Origin of the sequence: uncultured Thiothrix sp., assembly GCF_937876535.1 — a bacterium.
Classification (GTDB): domain Bacteria; phylum Pseudomonadota; class Gammaproteobacteria; order Thiotrichales; family Thiotrichaceae; genus Thiolinea.
The window spans coordinates 119,641-144,936 of record NZ_CALFHZ010000009.1 but is presented as its reverse complement, the minus strand read 5'-3'; the positions used below and the strand labels follow the sequence as shown (position 1 = coordinate 144,936).

Below are 25,296 nucleotides of genomic sequence, written 5' to 3'. Positions count from 1 at the left end.
TCCTGCTCTAAATCCGATAAACTGCCAAGCTAGGGCGATAAACTGTGATCCACATCTGCGACTGCAAGCCGAATCATCTCCCACTCTTGTGGATTTAAGGCAGCAGGTCGGCGTTCAGCGGTTAAATTATCTGCAAATAAATTATGTAAGAATACCGCTGCTGCTAAACAACTGCCTTTAGGCGATGGGTGAGAACCATCCGCATCATAAAGCTCTTTGCCAAAAGCGGAGTCTTTATCACGTATCCATGACCAGACTAAGCCGACAGGCACAAGACCAGCCTGATTGTGCTCAGCAGCGGCCTCATAGGAAGCGGTGAGTTGCTGCTGCATAGTTTTAAAATCCGGCAAGACCTCATGATTTTCTGCATCGCCATCACGCCGCCCCCACGTCATGTACAATAGCGGTTTAGCCCCTGCATTACGGATTTCTTGGCTAAATTTAGCCACTGATACTTGGAAGCTTTCAGCGGGTGCACCTGGCAAAGCTGGCAAACGGCTGTATTCCTGCAAAATTACCCGATCCCATTGCCCCGAATGAATCTTATCAACTGTGCTGGTATCGGCCAAATGCTGCGCTAAACGCATCCCACTATGCGTAATAAACTCCAAATGCGTTTGTTTCCAAGGAGAGTTATCCAACATTTGGGTTAGACAAGGCCGCATATGCTCAGTGTAACTATTGCCTATAAATAGAACCCGCTGTGGTTTGAAATTAGGCTCATCAGCCAGTAAAGAGCTAGCCCATAAGCTTATTAGCCCTAAAACCAGCCCACGATAAGAGTTGATACGGTAACTTCTCATATACAGCTCCTATAAACGTTTTAACGGATTTAATACGGATACAGGATTGCTAAGGCAGATGCAAGGCAACTATTCAAGCGAGTTACAAAATGCTAAGTTTAACCGATGCAAATATCTAATGAAGTCGATTTCAACCGCCGTTTTGGTGGGATTGCTCGCACCTATGGCGAACCAGCTTTAGAACGCTTTCAAGCAGCTCATATCTGTGTGATTGGTGTGGGTGGTGTCGGTTCTTGGGCGGTGGAAGCTTTAGCCCGTAGCGCTATTGGCAAGTTAACCTTAATTGATTTGGACAATGTCGCTGAATCAAATATCAATCGGCAGTTACCCGCACTGTCTAGTACGATTGGTGCAGCTAAAATTGCAGTCCTAAAAAACCGCATCCTCGATATTAATCCTAGCTGTCAAGTACAGTTGATTGAAGACTTTATTGAGCTAGACACTATTGCGCAGCTGATTACTAAAGATATGGACTATGTGATTGACTGTATTGATAATTTTCGAGTAAAAGCAGCTCTAATTGCTTACTGTAAACGCCAAAAAATTCGCGTGATTACTCTAGGCGGTGCAGGTGGTCAGCGTGACCCGAGTCAAATTCGCTTAGGCGATTTAGCACGTAGCCAACATGACCCTTTACTCGCACGAGTACGCAAGCAACTGCGTCAAGATTATAACTTCAGTCGTAATCCTAAGCGGCGCTTTGAAATTCCTTGTGTCTGGTCAGAAGAGCAAATGCAGTTTCCAACTACAGATGGAGGCATGTGCTCAGAACGCCCCGTTGACTCAAATGCAAGTGGCCTCAGTTGTGCTGGTGGCTTAGGCTCAGTGATGACCGTTACCGCCAGCTTTGCTTTATTTGCGGTTAGTCATGTCTTAGGAAAGTTGGCGAATAGTAGTAAAGCTCAAGTTGAACCTGAAAACTCTACTTCATAGCCACCAAACTTGCGAATATTAATCACACCCGTATCGAATAATAGATATTGGCCTTTAATCCCCTCTAGTACCCCCTCCACTACGGGCTCTTTATCAAAGCTTAAAGACTTCACTTTGCTGGGATAAGTTAGCATAGGATAGCGAATATTTACCACCTCTGCGTCAGGCAAAAACTCCACAGACTCATCCCCAAAACGATAACGCACATCGCGTAAGGCATCTTGCACTTGTGGCATTAATAGCTCACGCTCAGCCACTAGATCAATCGCTGCAGCTTCACTTTTCAGCATTTGCTGCCAATTGGTTTTGTCGGCCACATGATCTTTGAAAGCAACTTCCATTAAGCCTGACAAATAGCGTGACTGTACTTTCAGAATCGGCAAAGCAGCAACTGCACCTTGATCAATCCAACGAGTCGGAATCTGCCCTTGCCGTGTGATGCCTACTTTTAAAGTTGAGGAATTAGCCAAATAAACAAAATGAGGCTGCATACAATGCTGCTCTCCCCATTGTGGCTCACGGCAACTACCTGCAGCATAATGGCAAAGCTCTGGCTTAATAATGCAGGTATCACATTGCGCCAACTTCATAAAGCAAGGATAGCAATAACCTTGGTTAAAGCTTTTCTTGGTTAAACGCCCACAATGAATACAGTAAATACTTCCTGTATACCTGAGAGTTAAAGTTTTACCCAAGTAAGGTGTTAACGGAATTTCTTTATTATTGAGCACTAAACTGTATTTCACTGGTTCAGTGAGGGTAACTTGCATTTTACGCAAAATTCCCTTGTTTTGACTCATACACTCTCCCTGTGTTGTTGCCGAATAGCAGCCTCTAAAACTTGTAACAGCGTAAAGCTTTACTCAACATATTAAGCTTAGGGCGAGACATTCATCAATACGACTAATTTACCTCTACCAACTATTCTAAAATAACCGCAGTACCACTAGCTGAAACCATTAACATACTGCCACTCGAACCTAAGACCTCATAATCGATATCCACACCCACGACTGCATTGGCACCGAGTGCCTGTGCTCGCTCCTGTAGTTCTTGTAAAGCAATTTCGCGAGCTCTTTGTAATTCACGCTCATAGGTGCCCGAACGCCCTCCTACTAAATCACGAATACCGGCAAATAAGTCTTTCACAATATTTGCCCCTAAAATCGCTTCACCTGCGATCACGCCACAATATTGAGTAATACGTTTACCTTCAATCGATGGGGTAGTACTGACTAACATGAATACGGATCTCTTGTTTTAAATGAAGTCAAAGTTTAGCAGCTATAAGTCATGCAACCCAAAATCCCCCAAGAGCTATCCAGTCTACTTCTGAGCATCAAACCACAGCTCCTCAGGGCTACACCCTTCAATAGATCGCTGTCCAAAGACCTTTAGCGGATATTTTTTAGTAATAGCCTCCTGCAGAACAGCTTGTATTGTTTTGCTAGGAGCGGCCAAAGATACAATCTCACGCGCCTTAGGCTTATCTAGCACGAGCCTAAATAAAGAATACCACGAGGAAGGTTGGCATTTGACCAAACCTTTATCTGTCTGAATCAACAAGCTAATATCTTCTGACTGGTTAATATCAGCCCATTGATAAGATTTTAAATATCCACTTAGTAGTGCTTGATCCGTTGCCAAGCTAACAGGTTCAAGCGTTATAGGCTTACTTGGATGAGCAATGTTATGATTGGGCTTAAAAGTGAAACGGGTTAGTAAAGGATAAGTTTTACCTGCAAACTTGCCATGAACCTGTGTCCATTTCCCCTCTTTTGCTTCATACAAGGCCGTTTGCCAATACCCATCGCCATATGCCATGAATACTAGCTCAGCACGTCCATTGTTGTTCAAATCTAAGAAATCGACGATGCCTTTTTTATCAGAGGCAAAATAACCTTCAACTTGCCAAAGGCTCACCTGTCCAGTTGTATCGAAAGTTAGCACACTTAAATGCTGGGAAGGGGCTAAACCATTGGCTCCTGTGGGTTTCAACAGAATTAAATCTTGCTGGCCATTACTATCCAAATCTGCCTGGTACACTTCTGTAGGAAATATCGCGGAAGGACTATCAAGTACCACTGACCACTTGCCCTGGGAGGTAGTAGTACCACTAAGCACTAATTCTTCCTCAGAACGAGTGCTCAGTTGAACTTGGTAATTACCAAGTTGTAGAGGAGAAATCAGCTTGCTTGGCTCTAAAGTACCCAGATGCTTTATGGGTACACGCTTTTGTGTTTCAGCAGCTGATAAAGGCAAGTAATCGTCGAAGAAAGCGTAACTTGGCACTGCGCTAAAAAAGCTAGTCAGGATTAGACCAATCGATAAACTGAGTGTCCGCATCTTTAGCTCCTAGCTAACTTAAGCAATAAATTACCAATAAGCTTAGCTTAAACCAAACTCAGCAGTTCAGATGTTTAAGGAGCACTCGCTGTGAATAGGAGCTCACCGGTATACACTCCAGGGTTTAAAGCTGAAGTACTATTATAAGCAAAAGACCAATTCGCATCGCGGCTTGTCACTAATCCATAGGAGCTAGTAGCGACGTTAACAGAACTACCTGTTCCTGTATTTGGCACGGGTGGTGCGGGTAGATTGCTGTCACTAGAAGTAATAGTTAAGGCAGAAAATGGCAAGCTACTGGAAGCATTAGTTAACGGTGAATTCACTGTGGTTTTAATGCTGACTTGCCCTGCATTACTCAGTACTTGTACTGGCAAGCTGACCGTAGTTGAAACAAAGCTAGGCGCTGATCCATTCCAAATTACTGCTTTATTATTCCCATTCGTAGGTGTCACCGGTGTAGTACCGGTTGGGATACTAGGTACAGTCGTTAAGTTGACTGTCTCAACACTAGTAGCATTACCTAGACGAAAATAAATAAATTTATCAATATTAATCTTGAAATCTAAGCGAGCACTGACCGTCAGTTCTCGATAGGGGTTACCAGCCGTACCCGCCAATGTGTCTAGCTCGGCTTGAGCAGAATGCGCTGCCATCAAAAACACAAGGAGAGCTAAACGATGGTATTTCATTTAAAGACAGCCTGATTGATTTTGAAACTACCTTTATCCCAATCAATGCTTCCTTTAGCTTGAATAGGATAGGTCGGTGGAGTCAATTTTTGATTAGTCAATGCTTGAGGCAATAAAGGCAAAGTACGAGTTTGACCAGGTAACACCGGTGTTGCTTCTGGTGCTAATTCAAAGGCTTGGCCTTTGGCATCAGTAGCCTCTAAGACTCCTTCTAAACGTCCATGTGCATCACCTTGATTCGTCACAATCGCTACCGGAACCTTTTGACCCTTCACATTCTGCACATTCATCTGCTTGATACTGAGTTTGGGTTCAGCCCCCCCCACCGCAACATAAACAGCGACTGCAATACGGCCATTCACAGGCAGACTTAGATTTGCACCACCTGCTTTTAAAACTGTATTAGCCGCGGCATCTTTACCTTCAATCGCTACCATAAAGCGACATTCCGCACGCGGTGCATTGGCAGGAACTTCAACTTGGAAACGGAAAGCGCGCTTGGCTTGGGCATTTAACTTGATGGTATTTTTTTCTAAAGTAACCCAAGGGCGACAGCTATTCGGTACTAAAGCATCATGATAAGTAATCTGCCCCTCATTTGAGTAAGTCCAATCTAAAGTGCGGATATTTAGTTCAGTGGGTGACTTGCCAATATTTTGAATGTCAATCGACTGCCCCAAACGTTGACTTGCATTCGCAGTTAGTTCTAAACGAGACGGGGACACCGCCACTTCAAAAGGTCCTGCATAGACAGGCAAAGCCGATACACTCATTAAAGCAACTAAAGCTAATAAATTATTTTTTTTATTCATTTGTTTCTATCTCAAAATAAGACTCAAACCCAAAACCCTGACCTTCTCGCAAGCGTAACTGAGCTAACTCAACTTGCATTTCTAAATCAAGTTCGTCTTGCATCCAATCTTCAGTCACTGTACCTGACCAGACTAATTTGCGCTCTCCCGCATGCCCCTCTCCATCAGTAAATAGGCTATTCCCTTTCCAAGTGACAGTCAGTGCTTTAGGATTTTGTAGCCCTTCTATACCCATAGGAATCACATAATAAATTTTGGCTTTTTTGCCTTTGTAGGCTGCCGTGGCAAGGCGGTATTGCACTAAACCAAACTTTAGAAACATGAATTGAGGTGAATGGCTATCTGCTAAGGACATACCAGTTTCATTGGTTACACTGCGTGCTTCTACAATACTTCGAGCTGAAGCGCTATCGTCAAGCCTTGCCGTTTCAGCGTAAGCACTAAAACTTACCAGCCAACTAATGCAGATCAGCCCGAGGAATTTATAATTAATTTTCATGGTAAAGTCGCTGTATAAGTAACGCGCCCAGTATATTGCCCAGCTGGATAAATCGTGCTGTTGGCGTAGGTAAATACCAAGGTATTTTCTAACTGTAAACCTGCATTAAGGCTACCCACCCAAAATAGTGTTTGAGTAGAGCCATCTGTAAAGCTCCCATCATTAATATCGTAGCTACCCCGATTGTATGAAACCCAACTGATAGTACTAAAAGGAATAATAGTGCTACCACAACCCGTTCCACTAATACAGGCTAAACCTACAGACGAATCCACAGTAAGTTTAACATTTTGCCAAACGTTCACTAATGCAAATGGTATCTCACTAGTGAGTTTAATTAAAATGCCATTAGCAGGTGTGGTTGCAGCTGTAGCGGCCGTTGCACTCGGAACACCTTGAATCGGTGTATTATTAGGGCTGGTTTTATCAGTGGTCACATTGAAGGTTACGCTGTTTACGGTACCAAATTGTGAAGATCCAACTTGTAAAGTTAAGCGCCGTGATGTATTTACTAAAGGTGTGAGTGTTAAGACTGCCAAGGCCTGCTCACTAAAGCAGGCACTCAACAGTAGACCCATAACTAGTTTGGCCTTAATTGAAATTTTTCTTTTAAAACTAAAAAGAGCTATGGGCATAAGTTTTTCCTTTTAAATACGCGCTGCTGTATAAGTCACAGTCTCGCTAGCAGTACCGGCATAGGCAGCGAGCACATCAGCTGCATCGATCGAATAAGTCCAAGTACCTGTCATTAAAGTATTACGAGTAATGTTTGTAGAGTCAGATGCACCACAAGCAGTACTAGTACCAGGATGCGCTAAAGTGGTTGATGCTACTTTGATTTTGGCTTTAGTTAAGTTGATGGTGTTCAAAGTGTCTGCACTGACTGCACAAGTTAATTTCGCATTATCAGCATTAGTCCAAGTGTAAACATTAACTGCTGTAGAGGTAGCTGAAGTACCGAAATTTGGAGCAGTTCCATCCCAATTAGTAGTACCACCTACACCCACGTCATTACCATTTGTCAATGTACCTGTTATGCCACCTACTGTAGGTGTAGCAGTAATATTAACGTTATCAACCACATTGCCAGTGCCTACTCTTAACAAAATTAATTCTGGCACAGTCACATTAACCTTGACGCTTGCTTTAGCTGAGATACTACTAGCAGCTACACCAGATGAACTGTAACCGTAAGAGCTATCTGCGATAGTATTGCCCGCTACTCCTAATAAACCACTAGCGATCAAGGCTGCTAAAATCTTATTTGTTGTAATTTTCATTTTGGGGTTTCCTTCATTTATTTTTATTAATAAGTAAAACTTATGACACTTGACACTTTGACGCTTATGCGTCCCAACAAGTTCAGTACGAGCTGCTAATCGGCTCCTTTAGTCAAAGCTAAATTCGCAGTAGCTTGCCCTCGTAATGAAACATCTACACTTAAACTCTCTTCCTTCACACTCCAAGGAAGCGGTACTGTATCCAGGTTAAGTGTAAGCGCATGCTCACCAGTAGCAACACGCATAAATTCATAGTAGCCATTCTTATCTGTTCTTACTGAATAGCCACTATCTAAATAAACCTCTACCTCGGGTACACCGGCTTCATCTGCTTGGCGTTGTCCATCTTGATTGGTATCAAAAAAGATAAAACCAACAACACTACCTGTACCTGCTGAACCAACTGTTCTTTTACCTATTACACTATGCTCACGCCCACGATTACCCTCCCAGCGTAAATACACTTGAGCAGACTTATCCGTGCTACGGGAAGTTTGAGCCTCATTAATACCATCACGATCAAGCTCGACCTTGGCCTGATTCAGGCTTACGGAAAGACCTACGGCTAATCCAGGTGTAATAACATAATCACTTGCAACTGAACCTGCTAAACCTTGAGAATTAGAAAGTTTACCCGTACTTGAACTATAACGCAGGCTGCTACTAAGGCTCCAATCAGGTGTAGGCCAATAGCGCCCGGTTATACCAGCCGTTGGATAAGATTGGGTCTCATCCGCACTACGGTCATGCGCTAAACCTAAGGTAGTCACCAACTCAGGTTGAGCGCTTAATCCTTTATTAGCATTAGCTAACCAATCTTGTTCCCACTGCAACTCATCACCTGTTGCTGCTACATCATTAACTACAATTTTTTCATTACGATGAACTGTGGTACTAAAGCGGCTACGTCCCCAATTTTCATTAATTAATTCATAATAAGCATAGGCATATATACTACGTTGATCATTTTCCTCTGCATTATCATAACGAGTTTGTTGTAAACGTAAACTTCCACCGTATGAGTGGTTGCGGTCTATTCGATAGCTTACATTGCCATCGACACCTAGCTTTTTTGCTTGCTGGTTTTGGCCTTTTTCTTTTGCTTTATTCTCATCGACGCTAAGGCCTGCACTAAAACTAAACTGACTGCCGTGACGAGCTAACCGCCAGTAAGCTCCTAGCTCATCAGAGTTTAGCAAATTGTCACCAAAATAAAGCTCAGGGTCAGTTCGGTAAACTCCAAACTCATGGGTATAGCGCCCTACACGAAAACTACCCTCTAAATACGCCCCTTGTGAGTCAATGAGTTGCTCAGCAGCATTCTTTTGGCTTTTGAGTAAAGTAAGGCGGAGTTTTTTATCATTTTCATCATCCTTATCGTAGCTTAAGGCCAGAGCCGCACTAGTTAATTTGGGTTTATCGTTAACAGGATTTTTAAAGCTATCAACTTGATTCACTTGCACGCCAAATACAAAATCTTTACCCAGTTTGTGGCTTGCACCTAGCCAAGACAAACGTCCATCTGTTTGCCGATAACCTGAATACGGGCTTCCCTTTAAATCGCCTAGATCGCCACTACCTAAACGCAGATCAAACTTCTCACCACGAATCCGAGTACGGGCACCACGCAAACTGTCACTACCTAGTGACAAACGCGAATTGCGTCGTAAAGCATCCGTTAGCTCACTCGATATATCTCCCAAGGCCGAATCAGCTGCAATACTTGGAGTTAGATATAAATTATTATTAATCAATGTAACACTACTATCCGCATCATCCTCTTCAAAGCGTAAATTGGGTTGTTGCTTATTATTTGCTTGCTGACTGGTCTGTGCTTGAATCTTTAAATCGCCAAAACTAGCCGTCTCATATAAATACTCAAAACGCAGTCCTAGATCGCCCGTCTTACGTAACCCAGTTTTATTAGTTTTTGAATCCGTGTAATTTGCACGGGTTTCTACAAAATAGGATTGAAACCCTTCAGGTACTGCTTCTGCCTCTTCGGTTGTCAACTCTAGTAGTTCAGGTGCAGACATAACCTTATCTTGGTAAGCGGGAGGAGCATTCTCAAGGATAGTTTTGAGCTTTTCTTGTTCAACTTGAGACTCATCGACTGACTCAATTTGCACCGATGCATTGCTATTCTGGATTTCTAAGGTTTGAACTGATTCAGCGGCTAGGGCTGGATGCAAGAAAGTAACAAATAAAATACTAATGGAACAGCTTAAGCTCAAGCTTTTGAACAAACTTAACAGGCGTGAACTATTTACTGAATCAGTAGTCATTTGAGTTGATTAGAATTTTTATAAATAAAATTTATCTTAATAATATGAGCATTTATTTCAGCATGCAAGTTTAGCCAGTTATCTTTTTTTGTTAGTTATTACCAAAACTTATCTAATTGTTACAAATTAGAGCTACTTAAGAGCAACCAAAGATTTTCTGTCAGTAGATCTTGAAACTGCGTTTGAGCCAACCTATGATAGCTGAGAATGATTTTCATTAAGAGGCAACCCCGTGACTTACTCTCGCCTGTTAGCTTTAGCTGAACTGCCCGAACTCAATAGCGCACATATTGAAATAATCCAGACCGATAATCCAACACGTATTCGTTTATTAGGTATGGGTTTAGGTAAAGGTTCACGGGTGGAGGTTTTGCGGAATCGCAGAGGTGACTTAGTACTGAGTAATGGCAATAACCGTATTAGTTTAGGCCGGAGTATCACTCAACAAATCTTTGTTCAGGTGCAAGCTTGAAATGCAAAAACCTTGCTGTGATACGGATAGCTCACTAACACTCGTTGACTCCAATACGATCAAATTAGCCTTAGTTGGCAACCCGAATGCTGGTAAGACTACGCTATTTAATGCCTTGACCGGAACACGCCAACGCACCGGTAATTGGCCAGGGGTTACTGTAGAGCGCAAGGAAGGTTTTTGCCGGCTTGAAAATCGCGAGGCTCAAGTCATTGACCTCCCCGGCACGTATTCACTAGATTTAAGTGATGCCTCTGCAGACGAGCAAGTTGCTCGTGGGTTTGTGCATGCCAATCCTGATTATCTGTATCTAAATATTGTGGATGCTACGACCCTTGAACGTGGCCTCTATTTAAGCCTGCAGCTACGTGAACTAGGTGTGCCCATGATCGTGTTATTAAACATGATGGATGTGGCCGAAAAGCGTGGTATGCAAATCAACTTACGTGACTTAGAGCAGCAATTAGCCTGCCCCGTAGTAGCCATATCACTGCGTCAGAACCAAGGTTTAGAGGCTATTTATAAAGCCATTAGTCATTATCAAACTAAACCTCAAGCCTTAGGACTACACTACCATCCTGCTATTGAAGGCGCACTGCATGAATTACAAACTCAGACAGGAGTTGATCGCTTAGCTGCTTTAATAGCTTTACAAACGAGTTCATCAGTATCAACAGCTCAATTACGGGCGCAAATTGAATCAACTACTGACGAAACCCTCGATTTTCTATTAGCTGACGCACGGTTTGATGCAGCAACTGTGTTAGCCAAAAAAGTAGTGCATGAGCAAGGCAAGATAAGCCGCACCTTTTCCGATAAGCTTGATCGTTGGGTGCTTGGCAATTGGACAGGCTTGCCGATTTTCTTGCTGATGATGTATCTGTTGTTTTTATTCAGCATCAATCTGGGTGGAGCATTTATTGATTTCTTTGATCAAAGTGTGCAAACCATTGCGGTGGATGGTACTCGCTATTTACTCAGCAGCATCGCTACGCCTGAATGGCTCACCACTTTATTAGCGGATGGTTTAGGCGGTGGATTACAGGTGGTGGCCACTTTCATTCCGATCATTGCGGCTTTATATCTGTTTTTAACCGTGTTGGAAGAATCCGGTTATATGGCGCGTGCTGCCTTTGTTATGGATCAGTTCATGCGCAAACTGGGCTTATCTGGTAAAGCTTTTGTACCCTTGATTATAGGTTTTGGCTGCAATGTGCCTGCCATTATGGCGACTCGCACTTTAGATAGTCAGCGTGAACGTATTACCACTGTTTTGATGGCACCGTTTATGTCCTGTGGGGCACGTTTAGCAGTCTATGCTCTATTTGCAGCAGCTTTCTTTCAAGGTGGCGGGCAAAATATGGTCTTCTTGCTCTATCTGACTGGGATTGGCTTTGCGATTTTGACCGCTTATATTCTACGGAAAACCTTATTACGTGGCGGCACGGATCATTTTGTGATGGAAATGCCTACGTATCAAATTCCGGGTTTACAGAATGTGCTGCTGAATACTTGGAATAAGCTCAAAGGCTTTTTACTAGGTGCAGGGCAAATTATTGTGCTAGTGGTGATGATTATTAATGTCGCGAATAGCATTGGTACCGATGGCAGTTTTGGTAACCAAAATACCGAGAAATCAGTGTTAAGTGCGGCCGCTAAAACGGTCACACCTGTATTTCATCCCATGGGTATTACACAAGAGAATTGGCCTGCAACCGTGGGCATCTTAAGTGGCTTATTGGCTAAAGAAGTGGTGGTTGGGACTTTAGATGCGCTTTATAGCCAAATGGATGGTAGCCCTGCTAATCAAGCAGCCAACACTTATAGCTTGTGGGGTGGCTTACAGGATGCAGCAGCGACTATTCCAGTGAATCTCACGGATGCGCTCAATCACTTGGGCGACCCACTTGATTTGGGTAGTGTAAATGAACGGCCAGCAGAGGTGAGCAATGCCACGTTCACGACTATGAATCATTATTTTGATGGCCGAATTGGAGCGTTTGCTTATCTACTCTTTATCTTAATGTACTTCCCTTGTGTAGCCTCAACTGGGGCGATGTATCGAGAAGTTGGGGCGCGTTGGGCGGTATTGGGTGTCGCCTGGAATACTGGCTTAGCTTATGGTGCAGCGACTTTATTTTACCAGCTCGCCACGCTTACTCGCCACCCTGCACAGTCTTTATGGTGGACAGCCTTAGTCTTATTAGCTTTTAGTTTAGCCGTCTATGGGTTTTATCGGGTTGGGCAAAAACAACTACCTCTGAATCCTCTGCAACGTTTAGCAGGTTAATTTATGTTATTGAAAGATATTCGTAGCTACCTGCAACAACGCGGTACTGCCAGTGTAGAAGACGTTGCTATACATTTTGATATAGCACCCGATACGGCAGAATTTGCCCTTCATTATTGGCAAAACCAAGGCAAGATCCGTGCACAAGCAGCTAGTTGTGGTTCAGGCTCTTGCGGTGGTTGTGATAGTAATAGCTCTGCTCTTTATACTTGGGTGAAAAAAGAGACTCCTTTACAGTGGTTTCCTAACTGGCAAAAATCTAGCTAGAACCATTCCGTTTTTTGGGCAGATTCGGCTAAACTCGCGCTACCATCCAAAGACTAGGAATTCCTTATGCGCGATTTTGGCAGCTTCGATTATATTATTGCCGGTGGCGGTGCAGCAGGCTGTGTACTGGCAAATCGATTATCCGCTAATCAAGCCCTACGCGTATTACTCCTCGAAGCTGGGAATGATGAAAACTGGATTTGGACCAAAATTCCAGTGGGTTATCTGTTCTGTATTAATAATCCACGCACTGATTGGTGTTATACAACTCAAGCTGAACCGGGTCTAAATGGACGCTCAATTATTTATGCACGCGGTAAAGGTTTGGGTGGCAGCACCTTAATTAATGCGATGATTTATATGCGTGGCCAAGCGCGTGATTATGATGAGTGGGCAGCACTCACGGGTGATGCTAGTTGGTCATGGGAAAGTGTCTTACCCAACTTCAAAGCCGTTGAAAATTACTGGCGCGGCGAAAGTGAATTTCATGGAGTCGATGGTGAATGGCAAGTTTCTAAGCAGCGTTTATCTTGGGATATTTTAGACCGCTTTGCTGAAGCTGCTAATCAAGCAGGCATTCCTAATACTATCGACTTCAATACTGGCAATAATGAAGGTGTGAGCCAGTTTGAAGTCAATCAAAAATTCGGGATGCGTTGGAGTACCGCACGAGGCTTTTTAAAACCTGCTCGCGGACGCAAAAACTTACTGGTTCTAACTGGTGCGTTGAGCGATAAAGTTCTGTTTGAAGATAAACGCGCTACAGGTATTCAGTTTTATTTGAATGGCGAACTTTGCCAAGCACAAAGTCGAATTGAAACTATTTTAGCGGCTGGTTCCATTGGCTCTCCAGCTATTTTACAACGTTCTGGCATTGGCGATGCGGCTTTCTTGCAGGAAAAAGCTATTCCTGTACTGCTTAATTTACCTGGTGTAGGCAACAACCTCCAAGACCATTTACAGCTACGCAGTATTTATAAAGTGCAAGGGATTCAAACCCTGAATCAGACCGCAAATACTTGGCAAGGTAAAGCCAAAATGGGTTTGGAATATGCACTGATGCGTAAAGGCCCATTGACGATGGCTCCGAGCCAACTTGGCTTATTTGCACGCTCAGATGCTTCACTAGCAACCCCTGATTTGGAATATCATGTGCAGCCTTTATCTTTGGATAAATTTGGCGACCCTTTACATGATTTCCCAGCCTTTACCGCTAGTGTTTGTGATTTACGCCCAGCCTCACGCGGCTGGATTAAAATTGCCGATGCTGACCCGAATAGCGCTCCACTCATTGCACCTTGTTATTTAACCGCGGAAGCAGATCGGATTAAAGCGGCGAAAGCGATTCAATTAACCCGAAAAATTGCAAGCCAAGCCGCTCTTCAGCCTTATCAACCTGAAGAATATTTGCCCGGTTCTGATTATCAAAGTGAAGAAGAATTGGCAGTGGCAGCAGGCAATATTGGTACAACTATTTTCCACCCCGTCGGGACTTGCAAAATGGGGCGCACAGATGACCCCACAGCAGTCACTGATAGTCGTTTACAAGTGCGTGGTGTGCAAGGTTTGCGCGTGGTAGATGCTTCCATTATGCCGACTATTACTTCGGGCAATACCAGCTCCCCAACCATTATGTTAGCGGCGAAAGCAGCAGAAATGATTCTACAAGATCGCTTAGGCGCTTAAAGCGGCAGCATCTCTAGACAGATCACGCTAAACTAATTAGCTCAGCAAATAATTTTAAGACAGGAGCTGAAGCTCATGCCGATTGGCAATTTAATGATGGACTTAACCGGCACTGAGTTAACTGCCGAAGAAGTCGATTTATTAGCGCACCCTGCGATTGGTGGCGTAATTTTTTTCACGCGCAATTATGAATCGGTACAGCAGTTGACTGCTTTAGTGAAATTAGTACGCATGGCCGCACAACGCCCTCTGTTACTAGCAGTAGATCACGAAGGTGGGCGCGTCCAACGTTTTCGCAAGCAATTTACTCGGCTTCCCGCTATTGCCAAATTGGGTGAGCAATATGCACAAAATCCACTAGAAGCGCGTCAACTTGCCTATCGCCTGGGCTGGTTAATGGCAGCAGAAGTGCGTGCAGTCGATATAGATATTAGTTTCGCGCCTGTGTTGGATTTGAATTATGGGGTGAGTCAAGTCATTGGTGATCGTGCCTTTCATCGCGAGCCTGAGATTGTGGCTGAACTGGCTGGAGCCTATATCAGTGGCATGCGTGAAGCAGGCATGGCCTCCACCGGCAAGCATTTCCCGGGGCATGGTTTTGTCGAAGCAGATTCGCATTTAGCTATTCCCCTAGACTTACGTTCCAAAGAACAAATTATGCAAGCTGATGTTTTACCCTTCGCTCAGCTCATGCAGCAAGGCTTGAATGCGGTAATGCCCGCTCACGTCATTTATGAGCAAGTGGATACGCAACCGGCTGGATTTTCGCGGATTTGGCTACAAGATATTTTGCGCGGTCAACTTCGGTTTGAGGGTGTGATTTTTAGTGATGATTTAAGCATGGAAGCTGCAGGCGTTGTCGGTGGCTATGCAGAGCGGGCTGAGGCTGCACTAGCCGCAGGTTGCGATATGATTCTGGCTTGTAATAAGCGTGCGGGTATTATTGAAATTTTAGATAAAGTTAAACTACACACCTGTGAAACTTCCGCGCAGCGCCTGCATGGAATGTTAGGGAAGTCCTTCATGAATCGCTCTGCTTTATTAGAGCAAACCCATTGGCAACAGGCTGTCGAAGAAATTAGCCATTTAGCTTAAGCACTGTTAACAATAGTTAAACTAAGAACATATAGGATAAGGGCATGAGCGAAACGAAAATTGCATTCGCAGTGATTGGCGGCACCGGCCTCACTGCTATCGAAGGTTTAGAAGTCATTCATCGCGAAGTCGTACACACGCCTTATGGCGAACCTTCTGGGCAAATTACTCACGGGGTGATTGGCGAAAAACGCATTGTGTTTCTTGCTCGCCACGGTTATACGCATAATATTCCACCTCATCGCATTAACTATCGCGCGAATATTTGGGCACTACACAGTATTGGGGTCAAGAATGTAGTCGCAGTCGGTGCTGTAGGTGGGATTACTGCACAAATGACGCCACAGTCCTTGGTCATTCCGAATCAGTTAGTTGATTACACCTATGGCCGCTCGCATACCTTTTTCGACGAAGGTTTAACCTCAGTCACGCATATTGATTTTTCCCAACCGTATTGCTCCAAACTGCGTCAAGCCTTATTAGCTGCTGGACAACAAGCACAGATTAATCTGATCGATGGTGGGACTTATGCCGTCACTCAAGGACCTCGCTTAGAGACTGCTGCAGAAATTTTGCGTCTTGAAGGGGACGGTTGCCATCTCGTCGGGATGACCGCGATGCCTGAAGCGGCTTTAGCTAAAGAGCTGGGTTTGAGCTACGCCAGTTGCTCAGTCGTGGCTAATTGGGCAGCTGGAAAAACCCCACGCGAAATTACCATGAGCGAAATCCACCAAAACTTGGTTGTTGGGATGGAGCGCTTACGCAAACTCTTAAAAGTATTGGACTGCTAATTCGTGCCCCTTGTCGCTAGTTCTGCTCAGGTTTTTGAAGCAGAACTAGTCTTACCCTTGCTACCCTCACGCCTACTACTTGGTTTCGTAGTACTGATAAACCTGTTCGTTCTGATTTGTGTTGGCTTAATGCCACTGACTTGGATTTGGAAACTGAGCTTAATGTTAATGATTAGCCTGCTCAGCTTCTATGAATGGCGTGCACAGTTGAGTTTAGGCAATCAAAGATTTAGCACTTTGATTTGGCGAGAAACGGGCGGTTGGGAAATTTTATCAGCTGAAGAAAAACTGCAAGCCGCTAAATTAGCTCAGCACTTTAGCTCAAGATTCATGACAATTTTACATCTACAAGTGCAAGGAACAATGCAGGTGGTTATTTTTCTGCCCGATAATTTGGATGCAGTGAACGCACAAATCTTAAGGCGGCGCTTAAATTTGCTAGCTTAAAAACCCTTCTTGACACAGAAGGGCAAGAGAATTTACTAACACACTATCAAAAATGAGTGAACTGCAGGCACGTCCTTGTGCCTACGGGAAAAAGCTAGCTTTCAAAACTGCATGCAACCGCACAGCTTACTGAACACCAGCTTAACCCTATTAACGCCTTACTGCGCTCTAATGTTGACAGCTCCAGAAAAAATTTTATTGTTAGGTATCTATCGGCTGCACGCGATAAAATAAGCCGATGCAAGCTCTTGATCCCCTCAGACTTCCTTTAAGTGGCAAAAATCTTATCCAAGCCAGTGCGGGTACTGGAAAAACTTGGACGATTTCGCTGCTGTATCTACGCCTAATTTTAGAACAGCTACTAACCGTCGATAAGATTCTAGTAGTCACCTACACGCGGGCTGCCACCGATGAATTACGTTCACGGATTCGTACCCGTTTGAAAGAAGCGGTCGCCGCTTATGAGCAACCTGAATTAGCCAGCCATGAATACCAAGCTTTATTAGAGCAATACCCTGCTAATACTGAACGCTTGTGGTATCTGCAGCGCGCTTTATTAAGTTTTGATGAGGCAGCCGTTTTTACGATTCACAGCTTTTGCCAGCGAGTTTTGCAGCAACATGCCTTTGAAGTCGGTATTCCCTTTGAAAGTGAATTAGTGTCGAGCGAAGCGGATTTACAGCTGCAATTGGCCGATCAGTTTTGGCAGCAACGTTTAGTTCGCCCTAATGCTTTGGACGCTGTAGTCCTTAGTAGTAACGCTATCACTCCAGAAACTCTATTGCAGGAAGTGTCTGAGTTTATTGGTCGCCCTTACCTAAAAGTAATTTGTGCGCAAACTTGTTCAGAAGACGAATTCAACACTATCAAACAGCGCTATGAAGATTTATTAGAACAAGCCCGCTTAGTTTGGACTAAAGACAAAGCAGCTATTCTTAAACTTCTGAGTGATAAAGAACGCTTAAACCAAACTAGTTATAGCCCTGCTGCTGTGCAAAAAGCCTTAGCTGCTTGGAGCGCACTCTTAGCTGGGAAAGTCAATCCTGAGCAACAAGACCTAATCGCGAGACTTGGTGCTAAACGTATTACCGCCAAAGTTAAAGCTAAACAAGAACCGCCTAAACATCGCTTCTTTGATTTAATCGATGAACTCTTAGAGCCTTTTGCCCAATTGACCGAAGTGCAAATCTTAGCACTAGAGCAACTCCGCCATGATTTACTAGTCTGGCTGCGGGAGCAATTGCCGGAACGTAAGCGTTTAAAAGGCCAATTAACCTTTGATGATCTCTTGGTGAATTTGCAAACCGCACTCCGCCAGCGCCCTGCTCTAGCGGCTCAAGTTGCAGAGCAATATCAAGTAGCTCTGATCGATGAATTCCAAGATACGGACCCGATTCAATATGATGTATTTGAACGGATTTATCGTAATACCCAGGGCCAAGTGTATTATGTCGGCGATCCCAAACAGGCGATTTACAGCTTTCGAGGCGCCGATATTTATACCTATTTGCAAGCTGCCCATAGTGTGCAACGCAACCAACGCTATACCCTAGCACGCAATTTCCGCTCACAGCCCAAACTCTTAGAAGCTTTTAATTTACTGTATGCGCGCTCATCGGATCCCTTTCGTAATGAAAAACGCATTGATTATGAAACCGTCAGCAGTGGTGGTACGGTCAGCAATGAACTGATATGTGAACCGCAACTTGCACCGCTGCGGATTTGGGATTTTCAAGGTGAGCCTGAACATGAGGCCAGTTTAGGCGAAGTTCAAATTGCTGTTGCGCAAGCAGTCGCGAATGATATTGCGCGCCTGCTGCTTCAAGCTCAGCAAGGTCAAGCAAGTATTGGCGGTCAAGCCTTAACGAGTGGCGATTTTGCCGTGTTAGTCCGCAGTCATCGTCAAGGACACCTGATTAAGGAAGCCTTACAAGCCTGCGGTATTGCTAGTGTGCAAAAATCGCCAGTGGGGGTTTTTCAAACTGAAGAAGCGGAAGAGTTACGTTTAGTCTTAAGTTCGATTGTAGAACCTAGCCAAATCAGCAAATTGCGGCGTGCTTTAGTTACTGAATTAATGGGTGGGACGGCCGAAACTTTATTAGCCCTAGATGCCAATCCACAGTTATTGGATGCTGAACTAGAGGACTTCTTCCGTTGGCAATATCTCTGGCAAAAGCACGGCTTTATGCGCATGTTCCGTGATTGGCTAGATAAACGTGGCGTGCGTGCTCGTCTGTTAGCTTATGTGGACGGTGAACGCCGCTTAACTAATCTCTTGCATTTGGCTGAACTGATTCATATTGAAACGCGCAAACAAGCACCTAGCCTACAAACCACCTTACGCTGGCTACAAAGGCGTGCTGCGGAGCAAACTGGCGAAGAACATCAACTGCGTCTAGAGAGTGACGAGAATTTAGTACAGATTGTCACGATCCATAAGAGTAAGGGGTTACAGTACAAAATTGTTTACTGCCCGTTTTTATGGAACGACCAAGAACGCGAGATCAAAAATCAGTGGTTCGCTTGGTACGACACCCTGAGCCAGCAAAGTTATTTGCAAGCCAGTCGCTTAAATCTCGAAGCCGCTAAAGAGGCTCGACGCGCTGAGGAACGTAGTGAAAATTTGCGGCTATTATATGTAGCCATTACCCGCGCACAATATCACTGCACCATAGTGAATTTAAGTGCGCCAGTTAGCTATAAAAGCTTTAGCTATGATACCGCACTCGCTTGGCTGCTATTTGGACATTTACCTGCAAGTGAAAACATCCTCTGCACAATTGGCAAAGCCGATAAAGTAGCTCAGCGTCAGCAATTAATGCAGCAAGCTTTACAAGACTTAGCAGTAAGCTCCCAAGGCTCTATTAGCTATGAGCCTTTGCCCTTTGACCAAGAAACCCTAGTCTATCAAGCACCAAACCGTCAATCCGGCTTTCATTGCCGTGAATTTAAGCAACCACTCGCTGCAATCTTGCGTGTGGGTAGTTTTAGTAGCTTGGCACAAGGCGCACATGATGAAAAACCTGACTATGACCGCCCCGCTGCGATTGAACTGTATAGTAGTGCACCGCAGCAATTGGATTTAAACAGTTTCCCAACTGGTTCACGTGCAGGGATTTGCTTACATAGCATCTTGCAAGCGGCTGATTTTCGGCAGCCTTTGGTCGATCAATTAGACAATGTGATCTTAAAAGGCTTGCGTAGCCAAGGCTTTAGTCCAGAGCTGCAAACTGCGGCAATTAAGCTCTTGCAACCCGCCCTCATTACACCTTTGCCATCTTTAGCTAATTTTTCTCTAAGCTGCTTAGATAAGCACAATCGCTTAGATGAATTAGAGTTTTATTTTCCAGTGCAGCAGCTTAAGGTCGAACAACTCAAACTGGTACTACGCTTTTTACCGAATGATGACCGTTGGCAACCCATTCGAGCAGCGCTTGAGCGTTTGGAGTTCCAAGACTTAAAAGGCTATATGAAAGGCTATATTGATTTAGTGTTCCGCTGGCAAGGCCAATATTACCTAGTGGATTACAAATCGAATTGGTTGGGTGATGAATCGGATGCTTATTCTGCCCCTAAATTGATGCAAGCCATGGCGGATGCGCATTATTATTTACAATATCTGATTTATTGCGTGGCTTTGCACCGCTATTTAAAACAACGTTTAGCCGCTTATACTTGGGAAACACATTTTGGTGGGGTATTCTATTTATTTTTACGTGGGATGCACCCTGATAAAGCTAATCAGGGAATTTTTTTTCATAAGCCGGATTTAGAAATTATTGAAGCACTCGAATTTATTATGGGTGCTTGAGTAATAATTCGAGATTTTGCTCAATTAAAGCGACTGCTTGCTCCATGTGTTTCGGGCTATCACTGAAGCGATGCACAAACCAAACTCCATGAATGCTCGCCAATAATAAATTAGCAGCCTCTTGGGCTTTATGACGATCACCTAATAGAGCACGAAAATCATGGGCTAGATTACTTTGGAAGCGTCGATAATAAACACGTAATAGGCGCGCAGCACGCTCATCATGTGCCGCTTGCGCCCAAAACTGCGGCCAAACATCGCGTGCTTCTGGAGAAATATGCACTGAGGAAAAATTCATGCGGATCATCGCTTGTAGGCGTTTTTTTGGATCGGATTCTGAGCGAAAAATAGCTAAACTGGATTGATGCAGATCGCGCACTAAATACACATAAGCCGCGTAAACTAGATTATCTTTAGTATCAAAATAGTGATGGATAATGCCAGTAGACAAATTGGCGCGTTGACTAATACCTTTAGTCGTGAGGCCACTTAAGCCATTCGTGCTGATTTCTTCCAGAGCGGAATGCATAATACGCAGAGGTGTTGATTCTTCTGTCAACTCACCAAAAGTGAAGCGTTCAGATATTTTATGAGCGCTCATGGCTATCTCCATCAACTTGGGATTATAGCTTAGGGTTGATTGACTGTTCAGTCAATAGCCTAGCAGGAAATGGATATCAGGTAGCCACAAAGCTTACTGAATCCGTGCATTAGTTTTGCAAACATACAGCCTATCCTGTGGTTTTAGGTTTAATTCACTTCAAGGAGCTATCAAAATGAGCAAAATAATCATGAGCTGGATAATTTGCTTAAGCTGCCTCACTGCTTGTGCTAATACTCACCCTGATTGTGAACGTGCTGATGCTTTCGGTCATTGCAAGCAATGGAAAAACCAACCCCAGCCTTGTGCCAAACCCGACTTTCTTGGTTTTTGCCCACCTGCACGTAACTAAGACTGATGCGCTTTCATTTACCAATGTTTATAGCAGCTAGCCTGCTATTTTTGGGTGAAGTGTTAATTGCGACTAAATTGAAGGACTACCATTTTATTCGCGCTTATTTTGGCGATTTTCTAGTGGTGATTCTAGTCTATTGCAGTGTGCTCGCCTTCTGGAAACTTGAGCCTAAACGGCTCGCACTAGGTGTGTTTATTTTTGCCTGCCTGATTGAAATAGCACAGTTCTTTCAACTGGCTGATCGGCTAGAACTAACCGGAGCCGCGCGCATTATGCTAGGCACGAGCTTTAGTTGGGAGGATATTTTGATGTATGCACTCGGCTGTTTAAGTGTTTATGTGCTGGTTAAGTATCTAAAATACCCATCGAATACAAGTTTGTAACAAAAAATTTAAACTTTCTGAAGTTTAGTTGGCTAAGCTTTTTTAGCTAATCCATTGATTAAGCTTTATCTAATAAAATAAATATTTCAAAAGCACGCGCAGATTTTTTCGCTGTTTATCGTTATGCTGCCTTAGGGCTAGAGCAGTTCACGGCGGTTCTTGGAACAATAACACCGACAATCTGCGGTGTGCGGTTCGCAACAGGAATCATCCACACAATCGGAACAACAATCTGGGTTTTCGGATTGTGAATTGTCCAGAGTTTAGGGCTGGTCGCTGGTAGATTGGTTTATTTAAGGATAGCCAACGGTGCGACTAGGTTTAAACCAACTTGCTCTAGTCCTGATCGCACTGTTGGTCAGTCGGTCAAATAGCAAAACTACCCCACATCCTGCTTTAAGTGGCGCGGTGTGGGGTCTTTATTGAGGCTCTTGAATGCAAAGATTAATCAAACCCCTGATCTTTATTATTTTAGTAGTAGGATTGCTCTGGCTCATTTCTAAAAATTCCACTCTTCTAGCTGATTGGGTACAGCAGTTATGGGGCTTTGATGATGCAAAGCTTGATAAAATTAACAAATGGACAGGCATTTTAGCGGATGGAGGAACCGCTCTAGCGGTAGTTATTGGCACAATTTGGGCATTTTCGGCGTGGTTTTGGCGCTCTGATCAACCAGAAGTCTCCTCAAAGCTTTTACAAGAATATCATCGATATATTACTGAGTCTTATAAATATCTTGATTTTAAAGGTATTGAGAAAGTCACTGAGGCCGTCAGAAACAGTAGTGGTCTAAGCTTGGAATCCGTTTATGTGCCTTTGCGAGCGCGTTTAGATTTGCCTAGCGGTGAAACTTGGTATCGTTTGGGTGGGCGGTTTTTTTGTGGCACTAAAGCGCATGCAGGTGAAGAAGTACCTACTGAAATAGAACAAGCCGCAGAACGTGCCGAACAAGAAGCAATCGGTATTGAAAAATGGTTAGAACAGCAGCCTGCGCTAGTGATTTTAGGTGACCCAGGGAGTGGCAAATCAACCAGTCTGAAATATATGGCATTAACTATTGCGCAACAAAAGAAAAAGGTTTTGCCGATTCTATTGCCACTCAATGCTTATAGTGCTGCCTTAGCTAATCAGGGAGTGAGTTTAGAAAACTTCTTACCTGCTTATTTTCATAGTAAACGCCCGCAGTTAAGTGAAGCGGGTTTACAACAGTTATTTCAGCAGGCTTTAAGTGATGAAAAAGCCTTTGTCTTACTGGACGGTTTGGATGAAGTAGGTAGTAATCGTGGGCAAGTGGTACAGCAAGTTGAACAGTTTGTGCGGACATGGATTCCTGATCCAGCTACCAAACGTAAAACTGCTAATCGGATTGTAGTGACTAGCCGTTTTGTCGGTTATCGTGATTTTCCCTTGAGTGATCCACGTTGGCAAACGCTTGCCATCAATGATTGGAATGTGCAGGAAATTGAACAGTTTTACAGAAAATTTACTTGGGCGGCTGAGCAAGCATGGTCGGGAGGCGAAGACCATGCATTGGCTCGCCAAAAAGCGGATACAGAATGTAAAGCACTCATGGCTGTGGTGGGCGATGAAAACAATAAAGGTATTAGACGCTTAGCAGGTAATCCATTGTTATCTTCCTTGTTGGCCTTGATTAAGCGTCAAGGAGTGAACTTACCTGATCGGCGGGTAAAATTATATGAATTATATATGGATACTTTATTGCGCAGTTGGAACCGCAGTCGCAATTTAGATGGTGCGCCGATTGGGGTGGTGGAAGAAGATGCGGCTGTTTACGCTTTATTAGCCAAATTAGCTTTACATTTACGCGAAACAAATCCTCAGCAGGGCTTAATTGCCGAAGAAGCCATGCAACAATACCTAGGCCAACATTATCAAGAGGATAATTACAATCGTGCTGATGCAGATCGACAGGCTAAAGCATTTTTGCAATCTGTGCATGAGCATTCCAATTTATTAATCGAGCGCGGCTATCAGCAATATGGTTTTATCCATCTGACTTTTGAAGAATATTTGGCAGGATTTGCCCTAGCAAAAGCAGATATAACCCAGCTAAAGGTAAAAATTCCTCAGTATTTACAACAGCCGAAGCAATGGAAAGAAACGCTATTATTGGCGATGGGTGTGATTGCAGTTTTGAAAACCGAACGTGAAAAAGCTAATCAAATTTTGCAATTTTTACTCGACAGCCCTGAGCCAGAACATGGCTTATTTGTGGGGGAGGTTTTAATTGATGTCGGCGCATCCCAACTGGGGAATCGGATGACGCTAGCGATTAAAGAGCATTTAATTCAATTGATGCAAAACCCAACTCTAGACTTATTACAACGGGCTAAAGCCGGACGAATTTTAAGTGAAGTCGGCGACCCGCGTTCAGGCATTACCATCAAAAAGCAAAATGCTGAGCCACTCTATCGTGAACGCCAAGGCAAACGCCATACGCTCCCTGATATTGATTGGGTCAAGATTCCGGCAGGTTCATTCTTGATGGGAACACAGGGCGATGAAGGTTATGAGGATGAAAAACCTGTGCATACTGTCCATTTGCCTGAGTTTTATATTAGTCGCTCACCCATCACCAATGCGCAATATCGCTGTTTTTTGGAAGCCGGTTTATATGAAGATTCAACCTTCTGGCGGGAAAAACTCCCAGCAGCAGCCAGCCAATGGTTAAGTGGTACTGCAGCACTGGATGAGACTTTACTTAAAACAATAGCTGAGGACTATCAAGAGAATTATCGCTATTGGCTAACGAATGACACTGAACGTCGACAGCCCTATTATTGGACAGATAAGCAATGGAATCTGGATAACCATCCAGTGGTTGGCGTGTCATGGTTTGAAGCGTTGGCCTATAGTCTTTGGTTGAATGAGTTAGGAGCAGCCGTGAAGCCGGAAGGTTTTATGCCCAGTAGCCGCATTCGCTTACCCAGTGAAGAGGAATGGGAATATGCTGCACGAGGACAGACCTCCTTGCAGTACGCTTGGGGGATGGATGCAGATAAGCAGCTTGGTAACTATGACAATACGGGGATTCAACGCAGCTCAGCGGTTGGTTTATTTCCACCAAGCCTAGTATTTGGTTTGTATGATATGAGTGGTAATGTTTGGGAATGGACGAGTAGTCGCTGGGGTAAAAACTTTAATTCACCTGATTTTACCTATACTCAATGGCAGAAACAGCAAGCTCAACGCAACCAATTAGACCCTATGGAGTTTCGTATTATTCGCGGCGGTTCTTGGGACTATCTCACCGTCAATCTGCGGTGTGCGGTTCGCAACAGGTTTCTTCCACTCATTCGGAGCAGCATTCTGGGTTTTCGGATTGTGAATTGTCCCTGATTGCTTTTGCTTTCTGAATACTGCTTACTGATTTCTGCTATGTTGTTGTTTTAAGTACGAGGTCTGTGAAGGTACGCACCAATGCCGC

General features: G+C 44.0%; 23 protein-coding genes and 1 pseudogene. 13 read left to right on the top strand and 11 right to left on the bottom strand.

Features of this window, described 5'->3' with window-relative positions:
• Nucleotides 1-29 precede the first annotated feature (29 nt).
• Complete coding sequence (locus Q0230_RS06170) at nucleotides 30-803, bottom strand: hypothetical protein (protein WP_298608972.1); 774 nt, start codon at nucleotides 801-803, stop codon at nucleotides 30-32.
• A 105-nt stretch (nucleotides 804-908) separates the two neighbouring features.
• Between Q0230_RS06170 and tcdA the strand changes: the two genes are divergently transcribed.
• A complete protein-coding gene (tcdA, locus tag Q0230_RS06165; protein ID WP_298608971.1) occupies nucleotides 909-1,736 on the top strand; it encodes a tRNA cyclic N6-threonylcarbamoyladenosine(37) synthase TcdA in 828 nt (275 codons plus the stop codon).
• Here tcdA and Q0230_RS06160 read toward each other — a convergent pair.
• The 9 genes from Q0230_RS06160 to Q0230_RS06120 all read right to left on the bottom strand — a co-directional run bounded on the left by Q0230_RS06160 (nucleotide 1,706) and on the right by Q0230_RS06120 (nucleotide 9,650).
• Nucleotides 1,706-2,536 (bottom strand): DUF2797 domain-containing protein, encoded by an 831-nt coding sequence (locus Q0230_RS06160; protein WP_298608970.1) that lies wholly within the window; start codon nucleotides 2,534-2,536, stop codon nucleotides 1,706-1,708. The genes tcdA and Q0230_RS06160 overlap by 31 nt on opposite strands.
• Nucleotides 2,537-2,657: 121 nt before the next feature.
• Entirely contained in the window at nucleotides 2,658-2,978 is a 321-nt protein-coding gene (locus Q0230_RS06155; RefSeq protein ID WP_298608969.1) for a heavy metal-binding domain-containing protein, read from the bottom strand.
• Nucleotides 2,979-3,062: 84 nt separating this feature from the next.
• Complete coding sequence (locus Q0230_RS06150) at nucleotides 3,063-4,082, bottom strand: hypothetical protein (protein WP_298608968.1); 1,020 nt, start codon at nucleotides 4,080-4,082, stop codon at nucleotides 3,063-3,065.
• 74 nt (nucleotides 4,083-4,156) lie between these two features.
• Complete coding sequence (locus Q0230_RS06145; protein WP_298608967.1) at nucleotides 4,157-4,774, bottom strand: hypothetical protein; 618 nt, start codon at nucleotides 4,772-4,774, stop codon at nucleotides 4,157-4,159.
• Complete coding sequence (locus Q0230_RS06140) at nucleotides 4,771-5,586, bottom strand: hypothetical protein (RefSeq protein ID WP_298608966.1); 816 nt, start codon at nucleotides 5,584-5,586, stop codon at nucleotides 4,771-4,773. The genes Q0230_RS06145 and Q0230_RS06140 overlap by 4 nt, the downstream gene beginning before the upstream one ends.
• Entirely contained in the window at nucleotides 5,579-6,085 is a 507-nt protein-coding gene (locus Q0230_RS06135) for a hypothetical protein (RefSeq protein WP_298608965.1), read from the bottom strand. Before Q0230_RS06135 ends, Q0230_RS06140 begins: the two co-directional genes overlap by 8 nt.
• On the bottom strand, nucleotides 6,082-6,663 hold the full coding sequence (locus tag Q0230_RS06130; RefSeq protein WP_298608964.1) for a hypothetical protein: 582 nt from the start codon (nucleotides 6,661-6,663) through the stop codon (nucleotides 6,082-6,084). The genes Q0230_RS06135 and Q0230_RS06130 overlap by 4 nt, the downstream gene beginning before the upstream one ends.
• 69 nt (nucleotides 6,664-6,732) lie before the next feature.
• Nucleotides 6,733-7,365 carry a hypothetical protein gene (locus tag Q0230_RS06125; RefSeq protein WP_298608963.1) on the bottom strand — a complete coding sequence of 211 codons (633 nt, stop codon included), beginning with the start codon at nucleotides 7,363-7,365 and terminating at the stop codon, nucleotides 6,733-6,735.
• A gap of 95 nt (nucleotides 7,366-7,460) precedes the next feature.
• Nucleotides 7,461-9,650 carry an SdrD B-like domain-containing protein gene (locus tag Q0230_RS06120; RefSeq protein WP_298608962.1) on the bottom strand — a complete coding sequence of 730 codons (2,190 nt, stop codon included), beginning with the start codon at nucleotides 9,648-9,650 and terminating at the stop codon, nucleotides 7,461-7,463.
• 232 nt (nucleotides 9,651-9,882) lie between these two features.
• Here Q0230_RS06120 and Q0230_RS06115 point away from each other — a divergent pair, with 232 nt between their 5' ends.
• From Q0230_RS06115 to recB, 8 genes are all read left to right on the top strand, one after another.
• On the top strand, nucleotides 9,883-10,122 hold the full coding sequence (locus tag Q0230_RS06115) for a ferrous iron transport protein A (protein ID WP_298608961.1): 240 nt from the start codon (nucleotides 9,883-9,885) through the stop codon (nucleotides 10,120-10,122).
• A gap of 1 nt (nucleotide 10,123) precedes the next feature.
• Nucleotides 10,124-12,412, top strand: coding sequence for a Fe(2+) transporter permease subunit FeoB (gene feoB, locus Q0230_RS06110; protein WP_298608960.1), 2,289 nt, complete (start codon nucleotides 10,124-10,126; stop codon nucleotides 12,410-12,412).
• A 3-nt stretch (nucleotides 12,413-12,415) separates the two neighbouring features.
• The gene (locus Q0230_RS06105; RefSeq protein WP_298608959.1) at nucleotides 12,416-12,679 is read left to right on the top strand and encodes a FeoC-like transcriptional regulator; all 264 of its coding nucleotides are present in this window, start codon (nucleotides 12,416-12,418) and stop codon (nucleotides 12,677-12,679) included.
• 66 nt (nucleotides 12,680-12,745) lie between these two features.
• Nucleotides 12,746-14,365: a GMC family oxidoreductase gene (locus Q0230_RS06100; RefSeq protein ID WP_298608958.1), complete on the top strand. Its 1,620-nt coding sequence runs from the start codon at nucleotides 12,746-12,748 to the stop codon at nucleotides 14,363-14,365.
• Nucleotides 14,366-14,440: 75 nt separating this feature from the next.
• The gene (gene nagZ, locus Q0230_RS06095; RefSeq protein ID WP_298608957.1) at nucleotides 14,441-15,460 is read left to right on the top strand and encodes a beta-N-acetylhexosaminidase; all 1,020 of its coding nucleotides are present in this window, start codon (nucleotides 14,441-14,443) and stop codon (nucleotides 15,458-15,460) included.
• A 44-nt stretch (nucleotides 15,461-15,504) separates the two neighbouring features.
• A complete protein-coding gene (locus Q0230_RS06090) occupies nucleotides 15,505-16,251 on the top strand; it encodes an S-methyl-5'-thioinosine phosphorylase (protein WP_298608956.1) in 747 nt (248 codons plus the stop codon).
• 3 nt (nucleotides 16,252-16,254) lie between these two features.
• Nucleotides 16,255-16,698: a hypothetical protein gene (locus tag Q0230_RS06085; protein ID WP_298608955.1), complete on the top strand. Its 444-nt coding sequence runs from the start codon at nucleotides 16,255-16,257 to the stop codon at nucleotides 16,696-16,698.
• Nucleotides 16,699-16,936: 238 nt separating this feature from the next.
• On the top strand, nucleotides 16,937-20,509 hold the full coding sequence (gene recB / locus Q0230_RS06080) for an exodeoxyribonuclease V subunit beta (RefSeq protein ID WP_298608954.1): 3,573 nt from the start codon (nucleotides 16,937-16,939) through the stop codon (nucleotides 20,507-20,509).
• On the opposite strand, the gene betI is transcribed toward recB, so the two are convergent.
• Complete coding sequence (gene betI, locus Q0230_RS06075; protein WP_298608953.1) at nucleotides 20,496-21,110, bottom strand: transcriptional regulator BetI; 615 nt, start codon at nucleotides 21,108-21,110, stop codon at nucleotides 20,496-20,498. The two genes, recB and betI, sit on opposite strands and share 14 nt — an antisense overlap.
• Nucleotides 21,111-21,285: 175 nt before the next feature.
• On the opposite strand from betI, the gene Q0230_RS06070 reads away from it, so the two are divergent.
• The 4 genes and pseudogenes from Q0230_RS06070 to Q0230_RS06060 all read left to right on the top strand — a co-directional run bounded on the left by Q0230_RS06070 (nucleotide 21,286) and on the right by Q0230_RS06060 (nucleotide 25,208).
• Complete coding sequence (locus tag Q0230_RS06070; protein ID WP_298608952.1) at nucleotides 21,286-21,462, top strand: hypothetical protein; 177 nt, start codon at nucleotides 21,286-21,288, stop codon at nucleotides 21,460-21,462.
• Nucleotides 21,463-21,485: 23 nt separating this feature from the next.
• Nucleotides 21,486-21,848 (top strand): DUF2809 domain-containing protein, encoded by a 363-nt coding sequence (locus Q0230_RS06065; protein WP_298608951.1) that lies wholly within the window; start codon nucleotides 21,486-21,488, stop codon nucleotides 21,846-21,848.
• A 148-nt stretch (nucleotides 21,849-21,996) separates the two neighbouring features.
• Nucleotides 21,997-22,131, top strand: a pseudogene (locus tag Q0230_RS19675) (formylglycine-generating enzyme family protein); the annotation flags it as partial.
• Nucleotides 22,132-22,283: 152 nt separating this feature from the next.
• Nucleotides 22,284-25,208, top strand: a complete 2,925-nt coding sequence (locus Q0230_RS06060; protein WP_298608950.1) for an SUMF1/EgtB/PvdO family nonheme iron enzyme — start codon at nucleotides 22,284-22,286, stop codon at nucleotides 25,206-25,208.
• Nucleotides 25,209-25,296 lie beyond the last annotated feature (88 nt).